17 protein-coding genes are annotated in these 23,836 nt (G+C 66.6%); 9 read left to right on the top strand and 8 right to left on the bottom strand.

Going from position 1 to position 23,836, the window contains the following annotated elements; translation table 11 throughout:
* Positions 1–27: 27 nt before the first annotated feature.
* Positions 28–1,074, top strand: a complete 1,047-nt coding sequence (gene queG, locus WAB17_RS05550; protein ID WP_435419021.1) for a tRNA epoxyqueuosine(34) reductase QueG — start codon at positions 28–30, stop codon at positions 1,072–1,074.
* Here the strand turns inward: queG and WAB17_RS05545 are convergent.
* The 5 genes from WAB17_RS05545 to WAB17_RS05525 form a co-directional block, all read right to left on the bottom strand.
* The gene (locus WAB17_RS05545; protein WP_435419020.1) at positions 1,061–2,221 is read right to left on the bottom strand and encodes a CaiB/BaiF CoA transferase family protein; all 1,161 of its coding nucleotides are present in this window, start codon (positions 2,219–2,221) and stop codon (positions 1,061–1,063) included. The two genes, queG and WAB17_RS05545, sit on opposite strands and share 14 nt — an antisense overlap.
* A 4-nt stretch (positions 2,222–2,225) precedes the next feature.
* Entirely contained in the window at positions 2,226–3,452 is a 1,227-nt protein-coding gene (locus WAB17_RS05540; protein ID WP_435419019.1) for an NAD(P)/FAD-dependent oxidoreductase, read from the bottom strand.
* Between the two features lie 55 nt (positions 3,453–3,507).
* Entirely contained in the window at positions 3,508–8,223 is a 4,716-nt protein-coding gene (locus WAB17_RS05535) for an NAD-glutamate dehydrogenase (protein WP_435419018.1), read from the bottom strand.
* A gap of 132 nt (positions 8,224–8,355) precedes the next feature.
* A complete protein-coding gene (locus tag WAB17_RS05530) occupies positions 8,356–9,348 on the bottom strand; it encodes an LLM class flavin-dependent oxidoreductase (protein ID WP_435419017.1) in 993 nt (330 codons plus the stop codon).
* Positions 9,345–10,076 carry an alpha/beta fold hydrolase gene (locus WAB17_RS05525; RefSeq protein ID WP_435419016.1) on the bottom strand — a complete coding sequence of 244 codons (732 nt, stop codon included), beginning with the start codon at positions 10,074–10,076 and terminating at the stop codon, positions 9,345–9,347. The genes WAB17_RS05530 and WAB17_RS05525 overlap by 4 nt, the downstream gene beginning before the upstream one ends.
* Positions 10,077–10,140: 64 nt before the next feature.
* Here WAB17_RS05525 and WAB17_RS05520 point away from each other — a divergent pair, with 64 nt between their 5' ends.
* The 4 genes from WAB17_RS05520 (at position 10,141) to WAB17_RS05505 (ending at position 15,160) form a co-directional block, all read left to right on the top strand.
* Positions 10,141–11,796 (top strand): alkaline phosphatase D family protein, encoded by a 1,656-nt coding sequence (locus tag WAB17_RS05520; RefSeq protein ID WP_435419015.1) that lies wholly within the window; start codon positions 10,141–10,143, stop codon positions 11,794–11,796.
* A 51-nt stretch (positions 11,797–11,847) separates the two neighbouring features.
* Positions 11,848–12,105, top strand: coding sequence for a hypothetical protein (locus tag WAB17_RS05515; RefSeq protein ID WP_435419014.1), 258 nt, complete (start codon positions 11,848–11,850; stop codon positions 12,103–12,105).
* A gap of 298 nt (positions 12,106–12,403) precedes the next feature.
* On the top strand, positions 12,404–14,401 hold the full coding sequence (gene thrS, locus WAB17_RS05510) for a threonine--tRNA ligase (RefSeq protein ID WP_435419013.1): 1,998 nt from the start codon (positions 12,404–12,406) through the stop codon (positions 14,399–14,401).
* Positions 14,402–14,419: 18 nt separating this feature from the next.
* Positions 14,420–15,160 carry a TSUP family transporter gene (locus WAB17_RS05505; RefSeq protein WP_435419012.1) on the top strand — a complete coding sequence of 247 codons (741 nt, stop codon included), beginning with the start codon at positions 14,420–14,422 and terminating at the stop codon, positions 15,158–15,160.
* Here the strand turns inward: WAB17_RS05505 and WAB17_RS05500 are convergent.
* The 3 genes from WAB17_RS05500 to WAB17_RS05490 all read right to left on the bottom strand — a co-directional run bounded on the left by WAB17_RS05500 (position 15,157) and on the right by WAB17_RS05490 (position 18,875).
* The gene (locus WAB17_RS05500) at positions 15,157–15,936 is read right to left on the bottom strand and encodes a DUF1223 domain-containing protein (protein WP_435419011.1); all 780 of its coding nucleotides are present in this window, start codon (positions 15,934–15,936) and stop codon (positions 15,157–15,159) included. The genes WAB17_RS05505 and WAB17_RS05500 overlap by 4 nt on opposite strands.
* A gap of 229 nt (positions 15,937–16,165) precedes the next feature.
* Positions 16,166–17,143 (bottom strand): agmatine deiminase family protein, encoded by a 978-nt coding sequence (locus WAB17_RS05495; protein WP_435419010.1) that lies wholly within the window; start codon positions 17,141–17,143, stop codon positions 16,166–16,168.
* Between the two features lie 43 nt (positions 17,144–17,186).
* A complete protein-coding gene (locus WAB17_RS05490) occupies positions 17,187–18,875 on the bottom strand; it encodes a M28 family metallopeptidase (protein WP_435419009.1) in 1,689 nt (562 codons plus the stop codon).
* A gap of 107 nt (positions 18,876–18,982) precedes the next feature.
* On the opposite strand from WAB17_RS05490, the gene glnE reads away from it, so the two are divergent.
* The 4 genes from glnE (at position 18,983) to WAB17_RS05470 (ending at position 23,749) form a co-directional block, all read left to right on the top strand.
* On the top strand, positions 18,983–21,673 hold the full coding sequence (gene glnE, locus WAB17_RS05485) for a bifunctional [glutamate--ammonia ligase]-adenylyl-L-tyrosine phosphorylase/[glutamate--ammonia-ligase] adenylyltransferase (protein ID WP_435419008.1): 2,691 nt from the start codon (positions 18,983–18,985) through the stop codon (positions 21,671–21,673).
* Entirely contained in the window at positions 21,670–22,143 is a 474-nt protein-coding gene (locus WAB17_RS05480; RefSeq protein WP_435419007.1) for a peroxiredoxin, read from the top strand. The genes glnE and WAB17_RS05480 overlap by 4 nt, the downstream gene beginning before the upstream one ends.
* An 8-nt stretch (positions 22,144–22,151) precedes the next feature.
* On the top strand, positions 22,152–22,943 hold the full coding sequence (locus WAB17_RS05475; protein ID WP_435419338.1) for a ferritin-like domain-containing protein: 792 nt from the start codon (positions 22,152–22,154) through the stop codon (positions 22,941–22,943).
* Between the two features lie 134 nt (positions 22,944–23,077).
* Positions 23,078–23,749: a M23 family metallopeptidase gene (locus WAB17_RS05470; protein WP_435419006.1), complete on the top strand. Its 672-nt coding sequence runs from the start codon at positions 23,078–23,080 to the stop codon at positions 23,747–23,749.
* Positions 23,750–23,836: the final 87 nt, after the last annotated feature.

Raw genomic sequence — 23,836 nt, 5'->3', positions numbered from 1 at the left:
CGCCAGTGAACGGGAGCGACCATAAGCGTGGTTAACGAAGCTGCAAGTCCCGACCTCAAGGCGCGGCTGGTCGCCGAAGCGCAAAGGCTGGGATTTGCCGCGATAGGCTTCGCAGCGGCGCAGGACGATCCGGTCCGCGCGGCGCGGCTGCGCGAATGGCTGGATGCCGGACATCATGGCTCGATGGGCTGGATGGAAGACCGCGCCGAAGTGCGGCAGGGCCCGTTGTCGATGTGGCCGCAAGCGAAGACGGTCATCGCGCTCGGCATGAGCTACGCGCCCGAGGTCGATCCGCTGGCCGAGGGCGACGCGAAGATTTCGGTCTATGCCCAGGGCCGGGACTATCACGACGTCGTCAAGAAAGCGCTGAAGGCGCTGGCCCGCTGGCTGGTGGCGGAGGTGCCGGGAACCGAGCTGAAGGTCTTCGTCGATACCGCCCCGGTGATGGAAAAGCCGCTCGGGCAACTGGCTGGCCTCGGCTGGCAGGGCAAGCACACCAATCTTGTCAGCCGCGAACATGGCAGCTGGCTGTTCCTCGGCGCGATCTACACGACATTGTCGATCGAGCCGGATGCTCCGCACGATGATCGGTGCGGATCGTGTAACGCGTGCCAAGTCGCTTGCCCGACAAATGCCTTTCCGGCGCCCTACAAACTCGATGCGCGGCGATGCATCTCCTATCTTACGATCGAACACGCCGGCCCGATCCCGCATGAATTCCGCGAGGCGATGGGGGGCCGCATCTACGGCTGCGACGACTGCTTGGCGGTGTGCCCGTGGAACAAGTTCGCCGATACCGCCGCGCGCCATCAGGCGTTTGTTGCACGGGAAGAGCTGGTCTCGCCGGACTTGGCGGACTTGCTCGCGCACGACGATGCAGGGTTCCGCAGGCTGTTCAGCGGCTCGCCGATCAAGCGGATCGGGCGTAACCGCTTCGTGCGCAACTGCCTGATCGCGGCCGGCAACAGCGGCAATGCCGGCCTGCTGCCGCAGGTCGAAAGACTTCGCTCCGATCCAGACGCGGTGGTGGCCGAAGCGGCCGACTGGGCCCTCGACCGCCTCAGCCCTTCCTGAATTCGCCAGTGTGTTCGCCCAGCAAGGGCGCATGGCCCAGCGATCGAGCGGACCAGCCGGTAAAGCTTGAGGGTTCGCGCATCTGGCGGAGCAATCCTTCGCTCGGATGCTCCGACATCTCGAAGAAGCCGACTGCCGCGAGGTGCGGATCGCCCGGCACGTCGTCGATGTCGGTCGCCGGCATGCAAGGCACATTGTGCGGGCGCAGGACGTCCAGCCATTCGGCGGTCGTCTTCGCCGGGGTCAGCTGGGCCATGCGCCGGTAGAGTTCGGCGGTTGCGGCAGCGATCCCGCGAAGGTCCCCGAACCGCTCTTCCCCCGCTAGCTCGGGATCGCCCAGCAGCGCCACGACCTTGGGAAATTGCGGCAGGGTGTAAGGCACGATGCTGATCCAGCCGTCCTTGGTCGGAAACGGCTGCCGGTCGGGATCGACCTGCCGCGCGTAACCGGCGGCGGCATTGGGCGGGTCGAAGGTCATCCCGTCCAAATGCTCCTTCATCATGAAGCTGGTGAAGCTTTCGAACATCGGCATTTCGACGAACTGTCCCTCGCCCGTGCGCAGCCGGTGGACGATCGCGGCCATGGTGGCATAGGCTGCGTGGAGCCCCGCGACCTTGTCGGCGATCAGCGAAGGCAGGTAGCGATAGCGAGGATCGCCGTCGACGCGAGGGAGCAGCGAGGCGGTGCCGGTGGCGGCCTGGATGACGTCGTCATAAGCTTGCAGCCCGCCATAGGGTCCGCCCGAGCCGAAGCCGACGCAATGGACATAGATGATGCCGGGATTGAGCGCGCGCACCGCCTCGTAACCGAATCCGAGCCGCTCGACCGGCTCGGCCCGGACGTTGTGGATGAAGACATCGGCCTCGGCGAGAAGCGACCGCATGACCGCCTTGTCGGCCTCGTCCTTGAGATCGAGCACGACCGATTTCTTGCCGCGATTGAGCGCGATGAAGCCGGGCCCCATGCCGGCGGTTTTCGCGGGCTTGGCGCCATAGCGATAGGCATCGCCGGTCGGCCCTTCGACCTTGATCACCTCGGCCCCGAAATCGGCGAGGATTTGCGTTGCATAGGGGCCGAACACGACGCTGGTCATGTCCACGACCTTGAGCCCTTCGAACATGGGCCTGCCGTCGCCGCCCGCGATCATGGCGTCACAGCATCTCCTTCAGCTGCACGTCGCCGTCGCCCAGCACCTGCGGATCGATCTGCGCCCGCGCCTCGACCAGCTTGCGGCCCTGCACATAGTCCTTGGTGCGGTTGACGCAGTCGAGCGCGATAACCCTGCCGCCCCTGAGATAGACGACCGAGAAGCTGCGTTCCGCCGGATCGCCGCGCAGGACGGTGGCCTCAAAGCCCAGCGAAATGCCGACGGTCTGGAGCTTCAAGTCATACTGGTTCGACCAGAACCACGGTGTAGCCTCGTAGGGCTTGGGCTCGCCGAGGATGTGCAGCACGGCGGTGGTCGCCATGTCGTTGGCATTCTGCACCGATTCGAGCCGGAGAACGGCCCCGTCGGCAAAAGCGTTCACATGCGCGGCACAGTCACCGATGGCATAGACATCCTCCAGCGTCGTGCGGCAGAATTCGTCGACATCGACGCCGTTCGATCCGGCCGCCCCTGCCGCGATCAGCGGGCCGATGGCAGGGATGATGCCGATGCCCACGATCACCATCTCGGCGGGCAGGACCTCAAGGTCCTCAAGCCGCACTCCCGTGACCCGGCCGTCCATACCCTCCAGTGCCTCGACCTTGGCCGACAGGCGGAGCGCGACTCCCTCGGCCCGGTGGGCATCCTGGTAGAAGCTCGACAGGTCCTCGCCCGCAACCCGCGACAGCACCCGGTCGAGCGCCTCGACGACCGTGACCTCGCAGCCGAACTTGCGCAGCACGGCCGCAGCTTCGAGCCCGATGTAGCCGCCGCCGATGACGACAACCTGGCAGGCGCCGCCGTCGAGTTCGGTCCTGAGCCGCTCTATGTCGGGGCGATCGCGGATCGTGTGGACCCCGGCAAGGTCGCCGCCTTCGCACGAGAGGCGCCGCGCGTCGCCGCCGGCAGCCCAGATCAGCTTGCCATAGGTTAGGATGCTTTCGTCGGCAAAGACGACGCAGTGCGCCTGAGGATCGACCTTCACCACCGCACGGCCGCGTTGCAGGTCGATGCCCTTGTCGACCCAGAAGGCTTCGGGCCGGATCATGATCCGCTCGAAGGCCTTCTCGCCGGCAAGGTATTCCTTCGACAGGGGCGGGCGTTCGTAGGGCGGGTCCTGCTCGCGGGTGACGAGTGCGATGGTTCCTTCGAAACCCTTCTGCCGCAGCGCGATGGCGGCTTGCGCGCCGCCGTGCCCGGCCCCGACGATGCAGATATCGGCGTGATCCATGGTTCGCCGCATGGGACGGGCCGGGGCTCGCCGTCAAGCAGCTTCGGCGAAGGGATCAGCGCGACAGTATGGTCCGGGCCTGGCTCGCGACCTGCGCCAGCATCGCGGGGGCCACGGGCGAATGTGCCTGCGCCCGGCCGATCATGGCCTTGAACTGGCCGATCGCTGCCGCATGCTCGTCCAGCCAGTCTCCGACCGCGCCGCAGGGGTTTTCCTTCATCCCCTTGCGCCGCGACAGTCGCTGCAGGAACTCCAGCCGCATCTGCTGGAAATCGCGCGCGAGGCCGGCCACGAGCAGGCGTTCCCATACGTCGGACGGGTTCATCAGCGCCGCCGTGCCCTGCGCCCAGGCGAGGCCCAGTTCCTGGCCCAGCGTCGTGAAGGCATTGGTAAGGCTGCGCGGCTCGATCCCCGCGTCGCTCGCCAGCCTGGCCAGCCCGACGGAACCGTCGACATCGAACAGGTGCGCGACCGCAGAGGCCAGCTTTTCGGGAGCGCCCGCCTGCGCGAATTCGCGGCGCAACCTTCCGGACTGGGCCCGGCCTTCGGCGCCCATCAGTTGTTCCGTCCCGCTGCGCAGCTGCTCGACATGGCTGCCCAGTTCGGCCACGAGCTTGCTCGGCGAGGTCAGGCCGGGGGCGGCTCGAAGCACGTCGGCCATCTGGATACGCATGGCGACCGCAGCGCGGTCGAACAGCATGACCCGGGTCAGTTCGGGCATCTTTGCGACGTCGAGCTCGTCCCAGATCGAGCGGACATCGAACAGCCGTTCGGCGGCGATGAACGCCGTGGCGATATCAGCGAGGCCGACGCTTTCCTCTTCCGCCAGCTCGTAGGGGTGCACGATGCCGAGCCGGTTGACAATGCGATTGGCAAGGTCGGTAGCGATGATCTGGCGCCGCAGCCGGTGGTTGCCGATCTGCTCCCGGTAGGCCTTGCGCATCGGCACGGGGAAATACTCCTCGAGGTTGCGCTCGAGCGCCGGATCGTCGGGCAGGTCGCTCGCCTCGATGGCGTCCTGCAGCGCCAGCTTGGCGTAGGACAGCAGCACGGCGAGCTCCGGCCGCGTCAGGCCATGCCCGTCCGAAGCACGCCGGTTGAGCGTCTCGTTGTCGGCAAGCCCTTCGGTACGCCGGTCGAGATATCCCAGTTCCTCCAGCCGTTCCGACACCCGCAGCAGCGATGCGGTGGCATCCGCGCCGCCGTGCTGGGCGATCGACAGCGCCAGCGCCTGCAGGCGATTGTCTTCGAGCACGATGTCCGAAACCTCGTCGGTCATCCCGGCGAGCAGCGTGACGCGCTTCTTTTCGGTCAGCTTGCCGTCGCGCTTGGCGGCGGCGAGGGCGATCTTGATGTTGACCTCGTTGTCGGAGCAGTCGACCCCGGCCGAATTGTCGATGAAGTCGGTGTTGATCCGTCCACCTTCCAGCGCAAATTCAATTCGCGCAGCCTGCGTGACGCCAAGGTTGGCGCCCTCGCCGATGACCTTGGCCTGCAGTGCCCTGGCATCGACCCGCAATGCGTCGTTGGCAGGATCGCCCACCTGCACGTTGTTCTCGCTGGTGGCTTTGACATAGGTGCCGATGCCGCCGAACCACAGCAGGTCGACCGGCGCCTTGAGGATGGCACTGATCAGCGCATCGGGTTCGATCTCGCCTGCATCAATGCCCAGCACTTTCTGCGCCGCTTTGGACAGCTTGATGCTCTTGGCGCTGCGCGGATAGACCCCGCCACCCTTGCTGATCAACGAAGCGTCGTAGTCTTCCCAGCTCGACCGCGGCAGGTCGAACATGCGCTGGCGTTCCTTCCAGCTCTTCGCCGGATCGGGATCGGGATCGATGAAGATGTGGCGGTGATCGAAGGCGGCGACCAGCTTGATCGCCTTGGACAGCAGCATGCCGTTGCCGAAAACGTCGCCCGACATGTCGCCGCAGCCGGCAACGCGGACGCTTTCGCTCTGCACGTCGGTGCCCATCTCGAGGAAGTGCCGCTGCACGCTGACCCAGGCGCCCTTGGCTGTGATGCCCATGGCCTTGTGGTCGTATCCGTTGGAACCGCCGCTGGCGAAAGCGTCGTCGAGCCAGAAGTCATGCGCCTGCGCGATACCGTTGGCGACATCGGAGAACTTGGCCGTGCCCTTGTCGGCGGCGACCACGAAATAGGGATCCTCGCCGTCGCGGATCACCACGTCATCGGGATGCACGACCTTGCCCTCGACGATGTTGTCGGTGACCGAGAGCAACGTGCGGATGAAAAGCTCGTAGCTGGCCTGTCCCTCGGCCGCCCAGCCGTCGCGGTCGCGGGCCGGGTCGGGCAATTGCTTGGGGTAGAAGCCGCCCTTGGCGCCGGAGGGGACGATGACGGCGTTCTTGACCTTCTGCGCCTTCATCAGGCCGAGGATCTCGGTGCGGAAGTCGTCGCGCCGGTCCGACCAGCGCAGGCCGCCGCGGGCGATCGGGCCAGAGCGCAGGTGGATGCCTTCGACCCGGCGCGAATAGACCCAGATCTCGCGCCAGGGAACGGGCTTGGGCAGGTTCGGGAGGAGCGCTGAATCGATCTTGAAGGCCAGCGCCTCGCGCCCGGCCGGGGCGAAGGCATTGGTCCGCAGGATGGCATCGATCACGCTGCGATAGAGCCGCAGCAGGCGATCGTCGTTGATGGCGGCCACCTTGGCGAGGCCGGACTTGATGGCCGCAGCCGCAGTCTCGGCCGCATCCTCGCGGTTGCCGCTGAAGGCCGGATCATGGCGAGCCACGAACAGCCGGACCAGCGCCCGCGTGACGTCGGAAGCACGGGCCAGCGCGTCGACCACCGTATAGATGGTGAAGGTCATGCCCGTCTGGCGCAGGTAGCGGTAAAAGGCGCGCAGCCATTCGGCCTCGCTGGCGCTAAGACCGGTCGAGGCCACCAACCGGTTGAAGCTGTCGTCTTCGGCATGGCCGTTGAGAACCTGCGCGATGGCCTGTTCGATGGCATCGGCGCGTTCGAGCAAGGCATCGGCATCGCCCCCGCCAGCAAGTTCCACGGTGAAGTCGTGGACTGTGCCGAGCGCGCCGCCGTTCAGCGGCGCGGGCACTTCCGAAATGACCCGGAAACCGAAGTTCTCGAGCGCCGGGACGGCATCGGACAGCGGCAGGGCACCTTCGTTCTGGTACACCTTGAGCCGCAGCCGGTCCGCGGCATCGCCTTCGAGGCGATAGAGCCGAGCATCGCGGCGGTCGCCACCTTCGTCGCCGGCCCCCTCGCCCGAGTGGCTGGCCAGGCGGCGCAGGCGATCGATATCGGTGGCGGCCTCGGCAGCTCCGTGCGTGGTGCGGTAGCTCAGCGGGAAGGCATCGGCATAGCGCGAGGCAAGCGCCGCGGCGCGCCCCGGTTCATGATGGCCGGCGAGGGCGTTCTCGACCGCTTCGCCCCAGCCGCGGACCATGTCCTGCAGCCGGTCCTCCAGCGCGGCCTCGTCGTAGGCCTTGCCCGTGTCCCGAATATCGAAGACGAAACGCAGCAGCGCGAGGTTGCCGCCTTCGACATCGAGACCCCAGTCGAGCAATTCCGATCCGGTCGCTTCCTGCAGCATCGCGGTGACCTGGTGCCTGAGGTCGGTGGAAATCAGGTCGCGCGGCAACCATACGAAGGCATAGAGGTGACGGGCCAGCGGGGCCTCGACCAGCGCCAGTCGCGGGCGCGGGCGATCGACCAGGCTCATCATGGTCGTGGCCAGCCGGCTGATATCCTCCTGCGCGAAGCTGATGGTCAGGTCGTGCGGAAGTTCGGTCAGCGCGTGGACCAGCGCCTTGCCGGTATGGCCGGAAGGATTGAGGTCGAAATGCTCCATCAGCGCAGCCAGGCTGGTCCGCAGGCGCGGAACCGCCGAAGGCTTCGACGCCAGCGCAGCGCTGGTCCAGACCCCGGCGTGGACCGACAAGGCAGCGACCTTTTTTCTGTCCATGCGCGGCACGATGAACAGGTCGAGCGGGACGCGACGATGGACGTTGGAGGTGCGATTGGCCTTGACGATCAGCGGCAGCTGACGCTCGCCGCCCTTGCCGTCGAACCAGGCGAACGCCCGGTCGAACGACGCATCGGCAAGGATCTCACGCGCGCTCTTGCGGCAGATGCCGGTCACTTCGTCGACTGATCCGTCGCGATTGCGCGTGAGATGGCCAAGCTGGGTCAGCATGGCATCGTTGAGCCAGCGCAGCAGTTCGGTTCCTTCGGCATCCCGTTCGGCAATCGCCTCGGCATCGGCCAGCATGAGCGCCTGGGCCTTGGGCCAATCAACTACGGCCGCCTGCACATCCGCCAGCGTCACCTTGAGCGCTTGCTCGATCTCGCGCCGGAGCCTCGCATCGACGCGCTCGGTCTCGAGGTAGATCATCGATTCGGCAGGAACCGGTGCCCCTTTCCCGGGAAAGCCGGTGAGGATGCCGCCCTCGTCGCGCGCCACACGCAATACCGGGTGGACCAGCCGGTTGATGGACAGGCCATGCGCAGCGATGGTGGCGGCCACGGAATCGACCAGGAACGGCATGTCGTCGTTGATCAACGCGATACGCAGCATGCGCTTTTCGCCGAGGGCCGATTGCAGCGCGACCAGCGGTTCACCCTGCTTGCGCCGCATGGCAATCGCCAGGATGAAGCGCGCCGCTTCCTCGAGTTCGCCCTTGGCGAAGGGGTCGTCACCCGGAAGGATCACGTCTTCCAGCTTGCCGATCAGGGTCTTGACGAGTTTGGGGTCCACCGGTGCGGCGGTCTTGTCCTCAGTGCTGCTCATCCTGCGAGCGCTCCTCTGCTGAGCCTGCTCCGCGCCGCGACTATTATATGATTGCCGTCTAACGCAGTATTGTTTCGCCGATAGGCTTTTGTCCCATGGGCCGCAAGCGCCGGTTTCGTATGTCTGCCGACCTCATGCCTCGATCCGCTCCAGCGCGTCCATGGTCAGCTCAAGCGAGCGGCAGCGCGCCGCGGGATCGAAGGTCGACCCGGCGGTGATGATCTCGTCGGCGCGGGTACGTTCGATGAAGGCCCGGATGCGGTTACGCACCGTTTCCGCAGACCCGATGGCGGCCGCCTGCTCCAGGTGCGCCAGCATGGCCTGCGCCGGCGCGGGCAGGCTCGCCCGATAGCCTTCGACCGGGGGCGGCAGCTTGCCGGGATTGCCGGTGCGCAGTCGAACGAATGCCTGAGCCTGGCTCGAAGCGAGGAACTGCGCTTCCTCGTCGGTCGGCGCGCAGATGACCTGCATTGCTGCCATCACATGGGGCTTCTCGAGCGCTGCCGAGGGCTGGAAATCGCGTCGGTAGATGGCCAGCGCGTCGTCGAGATGATCGGGCGCGAAATGCGATGCGAAGGCGTAGGGCAGGCCCAGCCGGGCCGCGAGCTGCGCGCCGAACAGGCTGGAGCCGAGCATCCACATCTCGACGTTCGAGCCATGGCCAGGGGTGGCCTTGATCGGCAGGTCGAGGTCGCCCGTCAGCAGCGCGCGCAATTCGATCACGTCCTGCGGGAAGTATTCGCTGGCGGCGTGGAGATTCTTGCGCAGCGCCCGCTGCAACTCCGGCCCTGCCCCAGGCGCGCGCCCCAGTCCAAGGTCGATCCGACCCGGGTAGAGCGCGTCGAGCGTCCCGAACTGTTCGGCGATCTGGAAGGGGGTGTGGTTCGGCAGCATGATGCCGCCGGAGCCGATGCGGATAGTGCTGGTGACGCTCCCGATATGGGCGATGGCAACAGACGTCGCGCCGCCTGCAATGCCTTCCATCGCGTGATGCTCGGCAATCCAGATGCGGCGGTAGCCTGCGCGCTCCGCCGTCCGGGCCAATTCTGCGCTGGCGGCGAAGGCGTCGGTCACAGTGCCGCCTTCCCGGACAGGCACAAGGTCGAGCACGGAAAGGGCAATCACAGCAATTCCTCCACTATTTCCAGCAAGCGCGCGATGTCCTGTTCGCGCGAGAGCCTGTGGTCGCCGTCCTTCACCATGGTAACGACCACATCGGCGGTGGCCAGCGCCGCCGCCAGCCGGATGCTCGTTTCCCAGGGCACATCGGCATCGGCCTGTCCGTGCAGTAGGCGGACTGGGCAGCTTAGCGGAATGGTGCCGCCCAGCAACCGGTTGGCCTGCCCGTCGGCCCAGAAGCCCGGGTGCATCGGGGGCGGTTCCGGACCGTAGGGATTGTCCTCGTACACGGTTTGGCCGGCCGCGAGCCTCGCCTTGTCGGCCGCGCTGTAGCCCCAATCGGTGAAGTCGGGTGCGGCGGCTATTCCTGCCAGCCCCGCCAGCCGCTCCCCAAGGGCGATGCCGATCATGAGGTTGAGCCAACCGCCCATCGACGATCCGACCAGCACCACGGGCCCGTCGATCGTCGCGTCGATCAGCGCCAGCACTTCGTCGCGCCATTTCGACAGGGTCCCGTTGGCGAAGTTGCCCTCGCTTCGCCCGCAGCCCGTATAGTCCAAAAGCAGGCAGGCCTGACCGTGGGCTTGCGCCCAGTCGAACAGCGCGGTGGCCTTTCCCCCTTCCATGTCGGACATGTAGCCGGGCAGGAAGACGAGGGTGGGGGAACGTCCCTCGGCATGGCGATAGGCCATGCGGCCCCCGGCAGGCAGGGTGAAATATCGTGGCGCGTACATCGGCCCTGTCATGACGGCTTCACGCAGTTTAGGGAAGAGCGCAGACCCTTCGGAGGAGAGTCGCATGATCCCGAGCGAACCCCCAGCAGCGACACCCGTGGGTGCGCTCGACCGGCGCAGCCTGCTGAAGGGGATGGGGTTGGGTGCGGGCCTGATCGCCGCACCATTGGCGGCGCAGGCAGGCGAGGACGGCTTCGCCTATGGCGTGGCGAGCGGCGAGCCTTCGGCAGACGGGGTCTTGCTGTGGAGCCGCTATGTCGCCGCCCAGCCGGCTCAGGTGCGCTGGGAAGTCACCGACCCGACCACCGGGCGCGTGGTGGCCGGCGGCGAGGTCGAAGCCTCGCCCGAGCGGGACTGGTGCCTGAAGGTGCGAGCCGAGGGCCTCGCGCCCGGCACTTGGTATTCCTATCGCTTCATCGATGCGGCGGGCATCGCCTCGCCCGAAGGTCGCACCCGGACCTTGCCGGAAGGTGACGTCGAGCGTTTCCGCATGGCGGTGTTCTCCTGCGCCAACATCGGCTTCGGCTGGTTCAACGCCTATCGCCACGCCGCAGAGGCGGACGAATTCGATCTCGTCGTGCACACCGGCGACTATCTCTACGAATACCAGGCCGGCAATTATCCCTCCCCGGAACAGACCATCGCCGGACGGGTCCTCAATCCTGCCGGCGAAATCGTCACGCTGGCCGAATACCGGGCGCGCCATGCGATCTATCGCCGCGACCCGGATTTGCAGCGGCTGACCCAGCTCTATCCGATGATCATGGTGTGGGACGACCACGAAACCGCCAATGACAGCTATGCCGACGGGGCGCAGAACCACCAGCCGGAGAGCGAAGGCGAGTGGTCCGTCCGCAAGCGGGTGGCGCTGCAGGCCTATCGCGAATGGCTGCCGGTCAGCGACGAGGACTGGGCCAGCTACGACATCGGCCATCTGGCAACCATCTTCCGGATCGAAACGCGTCTCACCGCGCGCGCCGAGCCGTTCAGCGTGGCCGACATTCTCGCCGGGAAAAGCGACCCCGAAGCGGTGATGCGGGCGCTTTCGGCGTTCCGCCAGGGCGACTATCTCGACCCGTCCCGCAGCATGCTGGGTGCCGTTCAGGAAGCCTGGCTGGCAAAGGGTCTCAAGACCTCGCGGGCCGCTGGCAAGCAGTGGCAGGTGCTGGCGCAGCAAGTGCTCATGGGCAATTCCCGCGCCCCGTCCATCATCGAGTCCGCGATTACCGACACTTTGCCGGAATTCGTGCGGCAGCGCCTTTCGGCGGCCATGGTAGCGAGCAAGGCCGGGATACCTTCGAACCTCGATGCATGGGACGGTTATCCCGCCGCGCGCGACCGACTGTTCCAGGCATCGCTCGAAGCCGATGCCAATCTGGTCGTGTTGACGGGCGATACCCACAACGCCTGGGCGTTCGAGCTGGACCATGGCGGTGCGCGGGTCGGCGTCGAGTTTGGCGGGCAGAGCGTGACATCGCCAGGGCTCGAAACCTTTCTCGGTCGGATACCGTCGGACAGGCTGGCCACGGCGATGGTCGAGACCAACCCGCAACTTAAATGGGTCGATACGGCCCGGCGGGGGTACATGGCGGTCGAACTGACGCCGCAGCGCGCAAGCAGCGAATACCGCTTCCTCGACACCGTCCGCCAGCGCAGCACACGGCTGGCCGGCACCCACGTCGCGACCTCGCCGGCCGGCAGCCGCAAGCTGTCGGACTAGGCGGAACTCTCTCCCCCGCTGGCCGTTTACGGACCAACGAAGGAGATACACATGCTTGGTAAAATGATCGGAGCCATCGTCGGCGGCAACATCGCGGAAAAGACCCGCGGCATCAGCGGCCCGACCGGGGCAATCCTTGGCGCAGCCGTTCCGGCCGTCATCGCGCGGATGAGCATCCCCACCATGATTGCGTTCGGTGTCGGCGGGTATTTCGTGAAGAAGCACCTCGACAAGAAAGCGGCGGAGGAGCGGGCCTATACCGCTACGCCTATCCACCCCGGAACCATACCCACCCCCAAGGCGGCCTGACCTCAGCGGTCACCGCAGACCCCCGGAAGGGCCCTGCTCGGCGGGGCCCTTTTTCGTTGGTCTTGCCAACACCGGCCCGTCGGCGTAATTCGCTGCCCATGGCCAAGTGTGTGACCACCGGCACGACTACCACCACCTCGGGCAACCGGGGGCGGATGGTCGTGGCCTAGGCACGAACATCGCCACCCGGTTTCGGGTGGCTGGCGTTTCCTCCCGAAATCGCGATTTTCCCGCAAACGCCGCTTCTAGCGCGGGCGCCCTTGTGCCATGGGCCTCGCCAAGTGGAACGGATGAGACGATGACGGAATTGCTCAAGATCAGCCTGCCTGACGGTTCGGTGCGCGAAATGGCACCGGGCTCGACGCCCGCCGACGTTGCCGCCGCGATCGGCCCCGGCCTTGCGAAGGCCGCCATCGCCGCCCGCGTGGACGGAGAACTGCGCGACCTGGGCCGTCCCTTCGACGGCGACGCGCAGCTCGCTCTGGTCACTGCCCGCGACGAGGCCGAGGCGCTGGAACTGGCCCGGCACGACTTCGCCCACGTGCTGGCCGAAGCGGTGCAGGCGCTGTGGCCCGGCACGCAGATCACCTTTGGCCCGGCGACAGACGATGGCTTCTATTACGACGTAAAGGCGCCCGAGGGGCGAGAGCCGTTCAGCATGGACGATCTGCCCGCGATCGAGGAAAAGATGCGCGAGATCATCCGCGCCGACAAGCCGCTGACGCGCGAAGTGTGGAGCCGCCAGCAGCTGATCGAGAAGTGGGAGGCCGAAGGCGAGGTCTTCAAGGCCGAATGGGCCAAGGAACTGCCCGAGGGCGAGGAGCTGACCGTCTATCGCAGCGGTGACGACTGGCTCGACATGTGCCGCGGCCCGCACCTGCCCTCGACCGGCAGGCTCGACCCGCAGGCGTTCAAGCTGATGCGCGTCGCCGGGGCCTATTGGCGCGGCGACCAGAAGAACGCGCAGCTTACGCGCATCTACGGCACCGGCTGGCTCAACAAGAAGCAATTGGACGCGCACCTCCACCGGCTGGAGGAAGCCGCCAAGCGCGACCATCGCCGCCTGGGGCGCGAGATGAACCTGTTCCACCTGCAGGAGGAGGCCCACGGCAGCGTGTTCTGGCATCCGCAAGGTTACACCATCTACCGCATGCTGGAGGATTACATCCGCCGCGCGGTGCAGGGTGCCGACTGCCGCGAGGTGAAGACCCCGCAGGTAATGGACGCCCGCCAGTGGGAAAAGTCCGGCCACTGGGGCAAGTACCGCGAGAACATGTTCGTCATCCCCGACGAGGTCCCAAACATTGCCGACGAGGGTCCGATCGTCTCCGACGATGCGCAGTGGATGGCCTTGAAGCCCATGAACTGCCCGGCGCACGTGCTGATCTTCAAGCAGGGTATCAAGTCCTACCGCGACCTGCCGCTGCGGCTGGTCGAGAACGGCTGCTGCCACCGCAACGAGCCGCACGGCGCGCTCCACGGGCTGATGCGGGTGCGCCAGTTCACGCAGGATGACGGCCACATCTTCTGCCGCGAGGACCAGATTGTAGAGGAAGTCCGCAGCTTCTGCGAACTGGCCGACAAGGTCTACAAGGACTTCGGCTTCACCTATGCGGTCAAGCTGGCGCTGCGTCCCGAACAGCGTTTCGGTTCCGACGAAGACTGGGACAAGGCCGAGAACGAACTGCGCCAGGCGGTGATCGACGCAGGGTTGGCCACCGAGGAATACGGCTGGGAAGAACTGCCCGGCGAAGGGGCGTTCTACGCGCCCAAGCTCGAATGGCACCTCACCGACGCGATCGGCCGCACCTGGCAGGTCGGCACGATCCAGTCCGACCGCGTGCTGCCCGAACGGCTCGATGCGAGCTATATCGGCGAGGACGGCGAGCGCCATCGCCCGGTGATGCTCCACCGCGCAATCTTCGGCAGCTACGAGCGTTTCATCGGCATCCTCATCGAACACTTCGCCGGCCGCCTGCCGGTGTGGCTCGCCCCGACGCAGGCGGTGGTGGCGACAATTGTCTCGGAGGCGGACGACTACGCCAAGCAGGCCGTCGCCAGGCTGGAAGCCGCGGGTATCCGGGTCGAGAGCGACCTGCGCAACGAGAAGATCAACTACAAGGTGCGTGAGCACTCGCTGGCAAAGGTCCCGCACCTGCTGGTCGTAGGCAAGCGCGAGGCCGAGGAAGGCACCGTCGCCGTCCGCACGCTGGGGGTCGAGCACCAGAAGGTCATGACGCTCGACGATGCCATTGCCATGATCCGGGCCGAGGCGACCCCGCCCGACCTGCGCTGATCGAGGCCTAGGCGGGGGGTGGACATTGCCGGCTTCAGCCTGACCCAGCTCGGGGTGGCGGTGGTCGCGACCCTTGTGGCGTCCTTCGTGCGCGGGGTCACGGGGTTCGGCATGGCCATCGTGCTGGTGCCGGTGCTGGCGCTGGCGCTGACCCCGGTGGAATCGGTATTGCTGGTCAATTTCCTCGGCCTGTTCATCGGGCTGACGGAGATCCGCCAGTTCCTCGCCCATGCCGAGCGATCGGCGTGGATCATCTCCGGCCTCGTTCTCCTGGCAACCGGTCCGGGCATGGTGGCGCTGGCGGCAACACCAACGGGCGTTGCAAGATTGCTGATCGCCCTCGTGGCGCTGTCGGCCTTTGCCATCGTCATGCTGCCCACGCGCCCCTCGCGCCAGCCGGGGGCTGTCGTCACCGGTGCCGTCGGCATCGGGGCAGGCCTGCTGACGGGATTTGCAGGCATGCCGGGACCGCCCGTCGTGCCCTATTACGTCGGCCGCGACATCCCCCGCCAAGTCGCCAAGGCGTCGATGCTGATGGTGTTTACCGTGGCCTGTATCGCAGGCCTCGGATCGGGCGCTGCGCTCGGACTGCTGGAATGGCAATTGCCTGTCCTTGCAGCGACACTCTTCCCGCTGGTCCTGCTGGGCAATCGGGTCGGAAACGATGCGGCAGGCCGGCTGTCCGACAGGACCTGGCGGGGGTTTACCGGCCTGGTGCTGGGCGCGACCGCAATCGTCGCCGTCGTTAGGCTATTCTAGGGCAGCATCCGTCCGGCGAGGACAGGCCCCGCCGCATGCTCGCGTACCACGACGGCATACCGGTTTGCCCCGGCAATGGTCCTGTCGGCGGCATCGATCATGTACCTTGCAGTGCCACCGGCCAGCGTGCCCAGCACGCGTTCGCCTTTCCAGATATTAGTGTAGGCAAGGCTGCGGCCGCCGTTCTCGCCCCGGCTGACCTGGACCGTTTCCTCGCGATCGAGCCCGACCAGCAGAACCTGCGCGCGCTGGGCACCGGCTTTGTCGATCATGATCTCAAGGCTGCCGTCGTGCTTGGCCTGAAACCGGATTTCCGGCCCGCCGAGCTTGCGCGCCTCGGCAATCCGCTGTCGCAAGGCCGTCTCCTGCGAACCGACGAGGCCGCTGCGTCCGGCGACGACGGCCTGGGGGGTATAGACCCCGTTGCGCCCGGCCAGTCCCTTGCGCGAATAGGCCTGCTGCAAGGCAGTGTTGGCGGGCGATGCCAGCGTATCGCGCCATCCGAGCCGGTCCCAGTATGTAACCGGCCGCTGGATCACCACCACGCCAGGCTCGCGCGCCAGCCTGGCTGCCAGCCGGTCGGAGGGCGGGCAGGAGGAACATCCCTGGCTGGTGAAGAACTCGACCACCACGGGGAGCTGCGCGACAGCGGCCGACATGGCTTTGGGTGGTGCGGCCCGGTCGGGCGATATGTCCGGTCGCCCGTTCAGCGCCAGAGTGCCGGTGGTAAGGGACGCGGCGCCAAGCGCCAGTGCGATCCAGACGTGTTTGTGCATGGTCGATCCTGTCGAAGAGTCGACAGGTCATTCGCGCCCGACTGGAAAACGGTTACGCGGACCCGCTCCGCAAGGGATCAGAAGGGATGCCAGCCTGCGGCGAGTATCAGGACCAGGGCGCAAGACATGACGATCGCGCCGCGCAGTTCGGCAGCGGCAGTTGTGGCGATCGAAGCGGCGCGGGACCTGGTCATGCCGCGCAGATTGCGCCCCGGGAGCTAAGAAAGGTTTAACGCAGCGGCAGCGAGGGCATCTGCTGGCTGGCGCAATGGAAGCCGCCGCCGCCTGCCAGCACGGCGTCGCCCGGCAGGCCGATCGTGTCGCGGTCCGGGAACAGCGCGGCGATCGCGGCGACACCCTCCTCGTCATGCGGCGAACCGAAAGTCGGGACGACGACGAGATGGGTCGTGATGGCGAAGTTGACGTAACTCGCCGGCTCGACCCGGCCGCCCCGTTCGATACGACCCGGGGAAGGTATCGCTTCAACCTTTACGCCGAAGGCTTCGGCGCGGTTTTTGGCATCGGCATAGATTGCGGCATTGGGATCGTCCGTGCCGGTGGCACGCGGCACGACCAGTCGGTTGGGCGCTATGAAGCGGGCAAGATTGTCGACATGGCCATCGGTGTGATCGTTGACGAGGCCCTCGCCGAGCCACAGCACGCGGTCGAAGCCGAGATCGCGTTCCAGCCGCATCTCGATATCGGCGCGCGACAGCTGCGGATTGCGATTGGGGTTGAGCAGGCATTGCTCGGTCGTCGCGACCAGCCCGGTGCCGTCTCCGTCGATGGCTCCACCCTCGAGGATCCAGTCGCTCTCGATTACCGCCAGCCCCGCGTCGCGGGCCACTTCCGCCCCGATGGTCTGGTCGCCGGGCATCAGGTATTTTTCGCCCCAGCCGTTGAAGCCGCAGCGCAGCGCCGATCCGTCCGCCCGTACCAGAGGCCCGGTGTCGCGTAGCCAGATGTCGCCATAGACCCGGCGCTCCAGCCTTGCCTTTTCCGACACCAGTGACCGGGCGCGCGCCTCGTTGGCTTCGTCGCGCACCAGCAGCCGCACTTCCTGGCCGCTCTCCGCTACGGCGCTGGCGAAGTCCGCCATCTGCTCCTGCGCGGCCTCCAGAAAGCCCGGCCATTCGTCGGCGAGGTGCGGGAAGCCGATCCACAACCAGTCCTGCCTCGCCCATTCGGGCGGCATGAGGATCGACATAGCGCGGCTTCCTCTTTCTGGCCTTCTCTGGCCTACCCTGGCGTCAGCAACCGGTTTCGGCAGCGGCGCAATCCTCGTCGCGCTTGGCCTTGAACTCGTCGCCTTCCGCCCAGTTGGGCCAGCTGCTGCTGTCGGCCAGCATCCGTCCGATGCGGTAGAACAGCTGCAGGTCGGCCATCACGCCAGACCAGTCCCAATCCTCGGAATATTCATCCTTCGGGCCGTGATAGCGGTTCTCGCGATAATCGGTCGCCGCCGCGGCGCCCGCTGCACGGCCGCCTTCCTTGAGGTCTTCGCCGCCGTCGACATACAGCATCGGCACGCCGCGCTTGGCGAAAGCGAAGTGGTCGGAGCGGTAATAGTATCCCGCTTCGGGCGAGGGATCGGGTGTGATCGTACGGCCATCGGCAGCGAGCGCCGCTTCGAGGAATTCCTCGAGCCGCGACTTGCCCTGGCCGACCACGGTGACATCCTTCGAAGGCCCTGCGATCAGGAAGGCGTCCATGTTGATGCCGCCGACCGTCTGGCTGAGCGGGAAGACCGGGTTGGCGGCGTAATAGTCGGCCCCGAGCAAACCCTGCTCTTCCGCAGTCACGGCCAGGAACACGAGGCTCCGCTTGGGCGCGCCCGCCTTGGCATGGGCTTCTGCCAGCGCGACGAGCGCGGCCGTGCCGGTGGCATTGTCGACCGCGCCGTTGCAGATGTCGTCGCCGTCGGGCGCGGGCGTGCACCGGCCGAGGTGGTCCCAGTGCGCGGTGTGGATGACATATTCGTCGGGCCGTTCGCTACCCGGCAGGATGCCGATGACGTTCTGCGAATTATAGGTTCGGATATCGTTGCGGAAGCTGGTGGAGGCGGTCAGCCCGAGCGGTACGGGCTTGAAGCCCTTTTTCTTGGCGTCGGCCGCCAGCTTGGTGAAGTCCTGCCCCGCGGCCTTGGCGATCTGTTCGGCGACGGATTTCTGCACCCACCCGTTCATATCGGTCAGCGGCGGCGGACTATCGCCCCGCTGGGCATAGGCCTGCGGACCGGTCCACGAGGATTCGACCACGTTCCAGCCATAGGAGGCCGGCGCATCGTCATGGACGATGAGCGCGCCGGCCGCGCCCTGGCGGGCGGCCTCTTCGTATTTGTAGGTCCAGCGGCCGTAATAGGTCATCGCCTTGCCGCCGAATGGACCGTCCAGCCCCTCGGTGCCGAAATCGGGATCGTTGACGAGGATGACGGCAATCTTGCCCTTCATGTCGATGCCGGCGTAGTCGTTCCAGCCTTTCTCGTCGGCCTTGATGCCGTAGCCGACGAAGACCAGCTCCGCGTTCTCGAGCGAGGTCTGCACCTCTTCCCTGTAGGATACGCCGACCCAGTCCTTCGACGGGGCGAAACTGAGGTCGACGCCTTCTCCCTTCACTGTCAGCGGTGCGTAATCCTTGCCGGTAATCTCGACCAGCGGCACTTCCTGCACCCAGCTTTCGCCATTGCCCGGCTTGAGGCCGGCGGCCTGGAATTTCTCGATGAGGTAGGCGACGGTCTTTTCTTCGCCCGGGGTGCCCGGCATCCGGCCTTCGAATTCGTCGGCCGAGAGAGTCTTCGTGACCTCTTTCATGGTCGTTTCGGAGATCTCGCCATTGGCGACCTCGGGAATATCGAGCGTATCCGCGCTGCCCATGCCGGGCACGGCATCGCAGGCCGCAAGCGAGAGCGCTGCCGTGGCAGCAAGGATGAGGCGTTTCATGAAGGACATCCCCCGATTCAGGTTCTGGGCTGGGGGCCTTCTCGCAAAGCAGGGCCGAAGGTGCAAGGGCGCTTGCTTGTGCGCCCGGGGCAAGGCAGGGCTTCCCCATGGCGGCGGACTGGCAATCGGCACTGGAGAGGGCGCGGGTCCACGCACCGTTCCTTGCGCGCGGGCTCGAGCGCCAGCCCGAGCTGGCGGGCCTCCTCGCGAAAGGACAAGGCGAAGAGGCGCTGGCATGGGCTGCGGCGCAGGGTGACGGGCCGGACATCGCTGCTGCGCTCAGGCGCGAGCGGCTCGCCTACGCGGTGGCGCTGGCCATCGGCGATCTCGCGGGCGCATTCGGGCTCGATCGCGTCATGGCCGAGCTGTCGGCATTGGCCGACCGATCCCTCGATCGGGCGATTGCGTCGGCCATCGCGCGCCGGGTGGAGGGTGCGGGCAGCGACGGTTTCATGGCCCTGGCCCTGGGCAAGCATGGCGCGGGCGAACTCAACTACAGTTCGGATATCGACCCGATCCTGCTCTACGATCCCGAACGGATGGCACGGCGCGAACGGGACGAGCCGGGCGAGGCGGCGCAACGCTATGCCCGCGAAATCGTGGCGCTGCTTTCCGACGTTACCGAGCTCGGCTATGTTTTCCGCGTTGACCTGAGGCTGCGACCCGCATCTGAAGTTTCCCCCCTGGCGATTTCCCGCGACGCGGCGCTGACCCACTACGAAAGCTCGGCGCTGGCGTGGGAACGGGCGGCCTTCATTCGCGCACGGGCCTGTTCGGGCGACGTGGTCGCAGGCGCGGAGTTCCTTGGCACCATTGCCCCTTTCGTCTGGCGTCGCAGCCTCGATTTCGGCGCAATCGAGGAAATCGGCCGGCTCACAAGCCGCATCCGCGATGCCTACAAGGGGCCCCGGCGCCCCGGTCCAGGATTCGATCTCAAGAAAGGGCGCGGCGGCATCCGCGAGATCGAGTTTTTCGCCCAGACCCACCAGCTGATCCATGGCGGGCGAAACCCAGCGCTTCGGCTGCGCGGGACCCGGGCGGCACTCGACGCGCTGGCACAGGCCGGAATCGTCTCGGACGAGGACGCGCTGCTGCTCGGCGAAAGCTACGACCGGCTGCGTGTGCTCGAACACCGGCTGCAGATGATCGACGATCGCCAGACCCACGCGCTTCCGGCCGGCGATGCACTCGATCATGTCGCCCGGCTGGAGGGATTGGCGGACGGTGCGGCCCTGGTGGGCGAGCTCGAGGCGCTGACGGATGCTGTCGGGCGGCGGTTCGACCGGCTGCTGGAGACCACCACCAGCCCCGATCGCGCGCGACCGGTCGCGGATCTCGAGGCCGAGCTGGCACAGGCGGGCGACGAGCGGGCGCTGCGGCTGGCCGAGCGTATCGCGAGCTGGCTCGACGGCGATTATCGCACGCTGCGGTCCGCCAGCGCCCGCGATGCCTTCCGCGCCATCCTCCCGGCGATGGTGGAGGCTTTGGGCAAGGCTGCCGACCCCGACCGGGCCATCGTTCGGTTCGAACGGCTGCTCGCCAGCCTGCCGAGCGCCATCAACCTGTTCCGCCTGCTGGACGCCCGGCCCGGCCTGCTCGACCAGTTGCTGCGCGTGCTCGCCTTCGCCCCGCCGCTGGCCGAAGCGCTGACCCGCCATGCAGCCCTGCTCGATACGCTGATCGACAGGAGCGCCCTCGACCTGCCCGGGGACGTCGATACGCTCGCCCGCGCGATGGGACCCGTCGATGCGGCCTTGCCCTACGAAAAGCTGCTGGATCGTATACGCATCGTCACCGGCGAACAGCGGTTCGCACTCGGCGTGCAACTGATCGAAGCGCAGCATGACCCGCTGGAAATTGCCGAAGGGCTCTCGCGCGTCGCCGAAGCCGCGCTGCGGGTCGCGGTGAAGGAAGCCAGCACCGAATTCGAACGGCTTCACGGGCGGATAGCGGGCAGCGACCTGCTGGTGCTGGGGCTCGGGCGCCTGGGCGGCAGCGCATTGACCCATGCGTCGGATCTGGATCTCGTTTTCCTGTTTTCGGGCAACCCCCAAGGCGAATCGGACGGCCCGCGCCCGATTGGGCCGACGCTCTATTTCAACCGGCTGGCCCAGCGGGTCAGTGCGGCGCTCAGCGTGCCGACGTCGGAGGGTGCACTGTACGAAATCGACACGCGCCTGCGGCCCCAGGGCGCACAGGGTCCGCTCGCAGTGAGTGTCGAAGCCTTTGCGAAGTACCAGCACGAGGCAGCGTGGACCTGGGAGCACATGGCCCTGACGCGGGCGCGGGTGGTGGCAGGGCCGGCGGGACCGGCTTCCCGGCTCGAGACGGTCCTGCATGATGTGCTGACCATGCCGCGCGATGCCGCCGGCTTGCGCGCCGATGTGCTGGCCATGCGGGAGGAAATGGCCGTGCACAAGCGGCCCAAGGGCCCCCTCGATGCGAAACTGCTCCGGGGCGGCCTGGTCGATCTCGAGTTCCTCGTCCATTTCCTGCAGCTGCGCGACGCGGCGGCCTTGACCCCCCGGCTGGGCGAGGCCTGTGGCGCGCTGATTGAAAGGGGAATGCTGCCGGGCGAGATCCAGAGCGCCCATGATTTCCTGACCCGGCTGATCGTGGGCGCGCGACTGCTTGCGCCCGATCTCGAGATGCCGGACGGGGCGGCGGCAGAGGTGCTGGCGCGGGCTTGTGGCTGTGATGGACCCAAAACGCTCTTGCAGGCGCTAGCACAGGCGCGGCAAGGCGTCGCCGCCGCATGGCAATCCGTGTTCCAAGAAAAGCTGGAGATCGAGACATGAGCAGCTATCCCGGGGTGGGCGACCCGATGCCCGATATCGCAATGGCAACGCCCGATGGCGGCAGTGTGAAGCCGTCGGATTTTGCCGGGCAGAAGCTGGTGATCTTCTTTTATCCCAAGGACGACACACCGGGCTGCACCACCGAAGCCACCGGCTTCTCTGCCGCGAAAGGTGAATTCGACACAGCCGGATGCGCCTTGCTCGGCGTGAGCAAGGATCCCCCGCAGAAGCACGCGAAATTCATCGCCAAACACTCGCTCGCCGTTGCCTTGGCGACCGATGCCGAGGAAGGCGGACTGTCCGATGCGCTCGGCATCTGGACGCAGAAGAGCATGTACGGGAAAACCTACATGGGCATGGTCCGTACCACCTATCTCGTCGGGCCCGACGGCAGGATTGCCAAGGTGTGGGACAAGGTGAAGGTCAAGGGCCACGTCGAGGAAGTGCTGGCGGCAGCGCAGGCGCTTTGAGCGACAAACTGCCCTCGCTTGCCGGCGCGATCCGGGCAGCGCTGCTCACAGCCGCGCCCAGGGCCAAGGCCTTTGCGGCCCGTGACGTTGCGCGGCAATGGCGCCTGGGGCGGCTGGCATGGCGCTTCGATTGCGCGATGCCTGATCGCCCCTCCTGGCCTGCCGAACCCGAGCTTTTGTCGCCGAGCTGCATGCCCAGGCGCGGGAAAGGCGGATCGGAGCGAGGGCGAATCGCTCTGTGGCATGCCCTCGCGCATATCGAATTCGTGGCGATCGACCTGGCGCTCGACATGGTCGGGCGGTTCGGCGCGCAGATGCCGCGCGAATTCACCGATGATTTCCTGTCGGTGGCGGCGGACGAGGCGATGCATTTCGCGCTGCTCGACCGCAAGTTGCGCAGCCTCGGCAGTCGCTACGGCGCGCTGCCTGCCCATGCGGGGCTGTGGGAAGCGGCGGAAGCGACGCGGCATGACGTCATGGCGCGGCTCGCGGTCGTACCGATGGTGCTCGAAGCAAGGGGGCTCGACGTCACCCCCGCCACGCGCGACCGGGTCGCTGCGCAGGGCGACGGGCAGGGAGTTCGCATCCTCCAGAGAATCCTTGACGACGAGATTCGCCATGTCGCTTTTGGCACAAAGCATTTCGTGCAGGCTGCAAAAAGCCTTGGCGAACAACCGGAGAATCGGTGGCGCGCGCTCGTTAAGCAGCATTTCAGGGGTGCGATTAAGCCGCCGTTCAACGACTCGGCGCGTCTTCAAGCCGGACTATCGCGGGACTTCTACGCCGCTGTTGCGTCGTAAATCTTTTCCGACTTAACCCTCTCAACACGCAAAGCGGGGAGGGGTTCCCGCAAAAATCGGGTCGGGCAGCTTCGCACGCTGCCAAGCAAGGACGGGTTGTGATCGCTTCTTACAAAACCGCATTTCGTGGCGTGATGACTGTGGCCGCCGCTATCGTCGGCATCGCCGCAGTACCGGCCCAGGCCAACAGCGCCGCTACCACTGTCGCCACCAGCGCCGCCGTCGAGGTCAAGACCGCAGTCGAACAGGCAGACACCCCGCTGGGCAAGGGCGACGAACAGTTCGAACAGCTTTTCGCAAGCTGGCAGCAGCTCGATCGCGACACCGGGTCGAAGCCGCCCGTGGCCACCGTTTCCATCCCCTCGCGGATGCCGCTCGACGGCGCTGCCCTCACCAGCGGTTTCGGCATGCGTACCCACCCCGTGCTCGGCGGGCGCCGGTCGCACAAGGGTATCGACCTGGCCGCGCCGACCGGTACGCCGGTCTATGCTACCGCCGACGGCCTCGTGCAGATGGCGCAGTGGTATTCCAGCTACGGCAACTACATCCAGATCGGCCACGGCAACGAGATGGAAACCCGCTACGCTCACCTGTCGCGCATCGTCGCCGCCGAAGGCAGCTGGGTGAAGAAGGGCGAGCTGATCGGCTACGTCGGCTCGACCGGCCGTTCGACCGGACCGCACCTCCATTACGAAGTCAGGGTCGCCGGTGTCGCGGTCAATCCGATCCCTTACATGGCCGAAAGCGAAGCGCAGGAAGCTTTCGCGCGCGCCACGGGGAGCGAACTGGCAATGGGCGGCGAATAAGCGTTCAGCGGTTCGGGCCTGAAAGGCCCGGTGCTTGGGAGGGCACGAGAAGGGGGCGGCAGGGACATCCTGCCGCCCCCTTTCGCT

Source organism: Parerythrobacter aurantius (genome assembly GCF_045291475.1).
Taxonomy (GTDB): domain Bacteria; phylum Pseudomonadota; class Alphaproteobacteria; order Sphingomonadales; family Sphingomonadaceae; genus Parerythrobacter; species Parerythrobacter aurantius.
This window is presented reverse-complemented; position numbering and strand designations above follow the sequence as displayed.

Coding starts and splice junctions, on each gene's coding strand:
- WAB17_RS05545 (WP_435419020.1), bottom strand. CDS start 2,221: ATGATCGCGGGCGGCGACGGCAGGCCCATGTTCGAAGGGCTCAAGGTC.
- WAB17_RS05540 (WP_435419019.1), bottom strand. CDS start 3,452: ATGGATCACGCCGATATCTGCATCGTCGGGGCCGGGCACGGCGGCGCG.
- WAB17_RS05535 (WP_435419018.1), bottom strand. CDS start 8,223: ATGAGCAGCACTGAGGACAAGACCGCCGCACCGGTGGACCCCAAACTC.
- WAB17_RS05525 (WP_435419016.1), bottom strand. CDS start 10,076: ATGTACGCGCCACGATATTTCACCCTGCCTGCCGGGGGCCGCATGGCC.
- WAB17_RS05520 (WP_435419015.1), top strand. CDS start 10,141: ATGATCCCGAGCGAACCCCCAGCAGCGACACCCGTGGGTGCGCTCGAC.
- WAB17_RS05515 (WP_435419014.1), top strand. CDS start 11,848: ATGCTTGGTAAAATGATCGGAGCCATCGTCGGCGGCAACATCGCGGAA.
- thrS (WP_435419013.1), top strand. CDS start 12,404: ATGACGGAATTGCTCAAGATCAGCCTGCCTGACGGTTCGGTGCGCGAA.
- WAB17_RS05500 (WP_435419011.1), bottom strand. CDS start 15,936: ATGCACAAACACGTCTGGATCGCACTGGCGCTTGGCGCCGCGTCCCTT.
- WAB17_RS05495 (WP_435419010.1), bottom strand. CDS start 17,143: ATGTCGATCCTCATGCCGCCCGAATGGGCGAGGCAGGACTGGTTGTGG.
- WAB17_RS05490 (WP_435419009.1), bottom strand. CDS start 18,875: ATGAAACGCCTCATCCTTGCTGCCACGGCAGCGCTCTCGCTTGCGGCC.
- glnE (WP_435419008.1), top strand. CDS start 18,983: ATGGCGGCGGACTGGCAATCGGCACTGGAGAGGGCGCGGGTCCACGCA.
- WAB17_RS05480 (WP_435419007.1), top strand. CDS start 21,670: ATGAGCAGCTATCCCGGGGTGGGCGACCCGATGCCCGATATCGCAATG.
- WAB17_RS05470 (WP_435419006.1), top strand. CDS start 23,078: ATGACTGTGGCCGCCGCTATCGTCGGCATCGCCGCAGTACCGGCCCAG.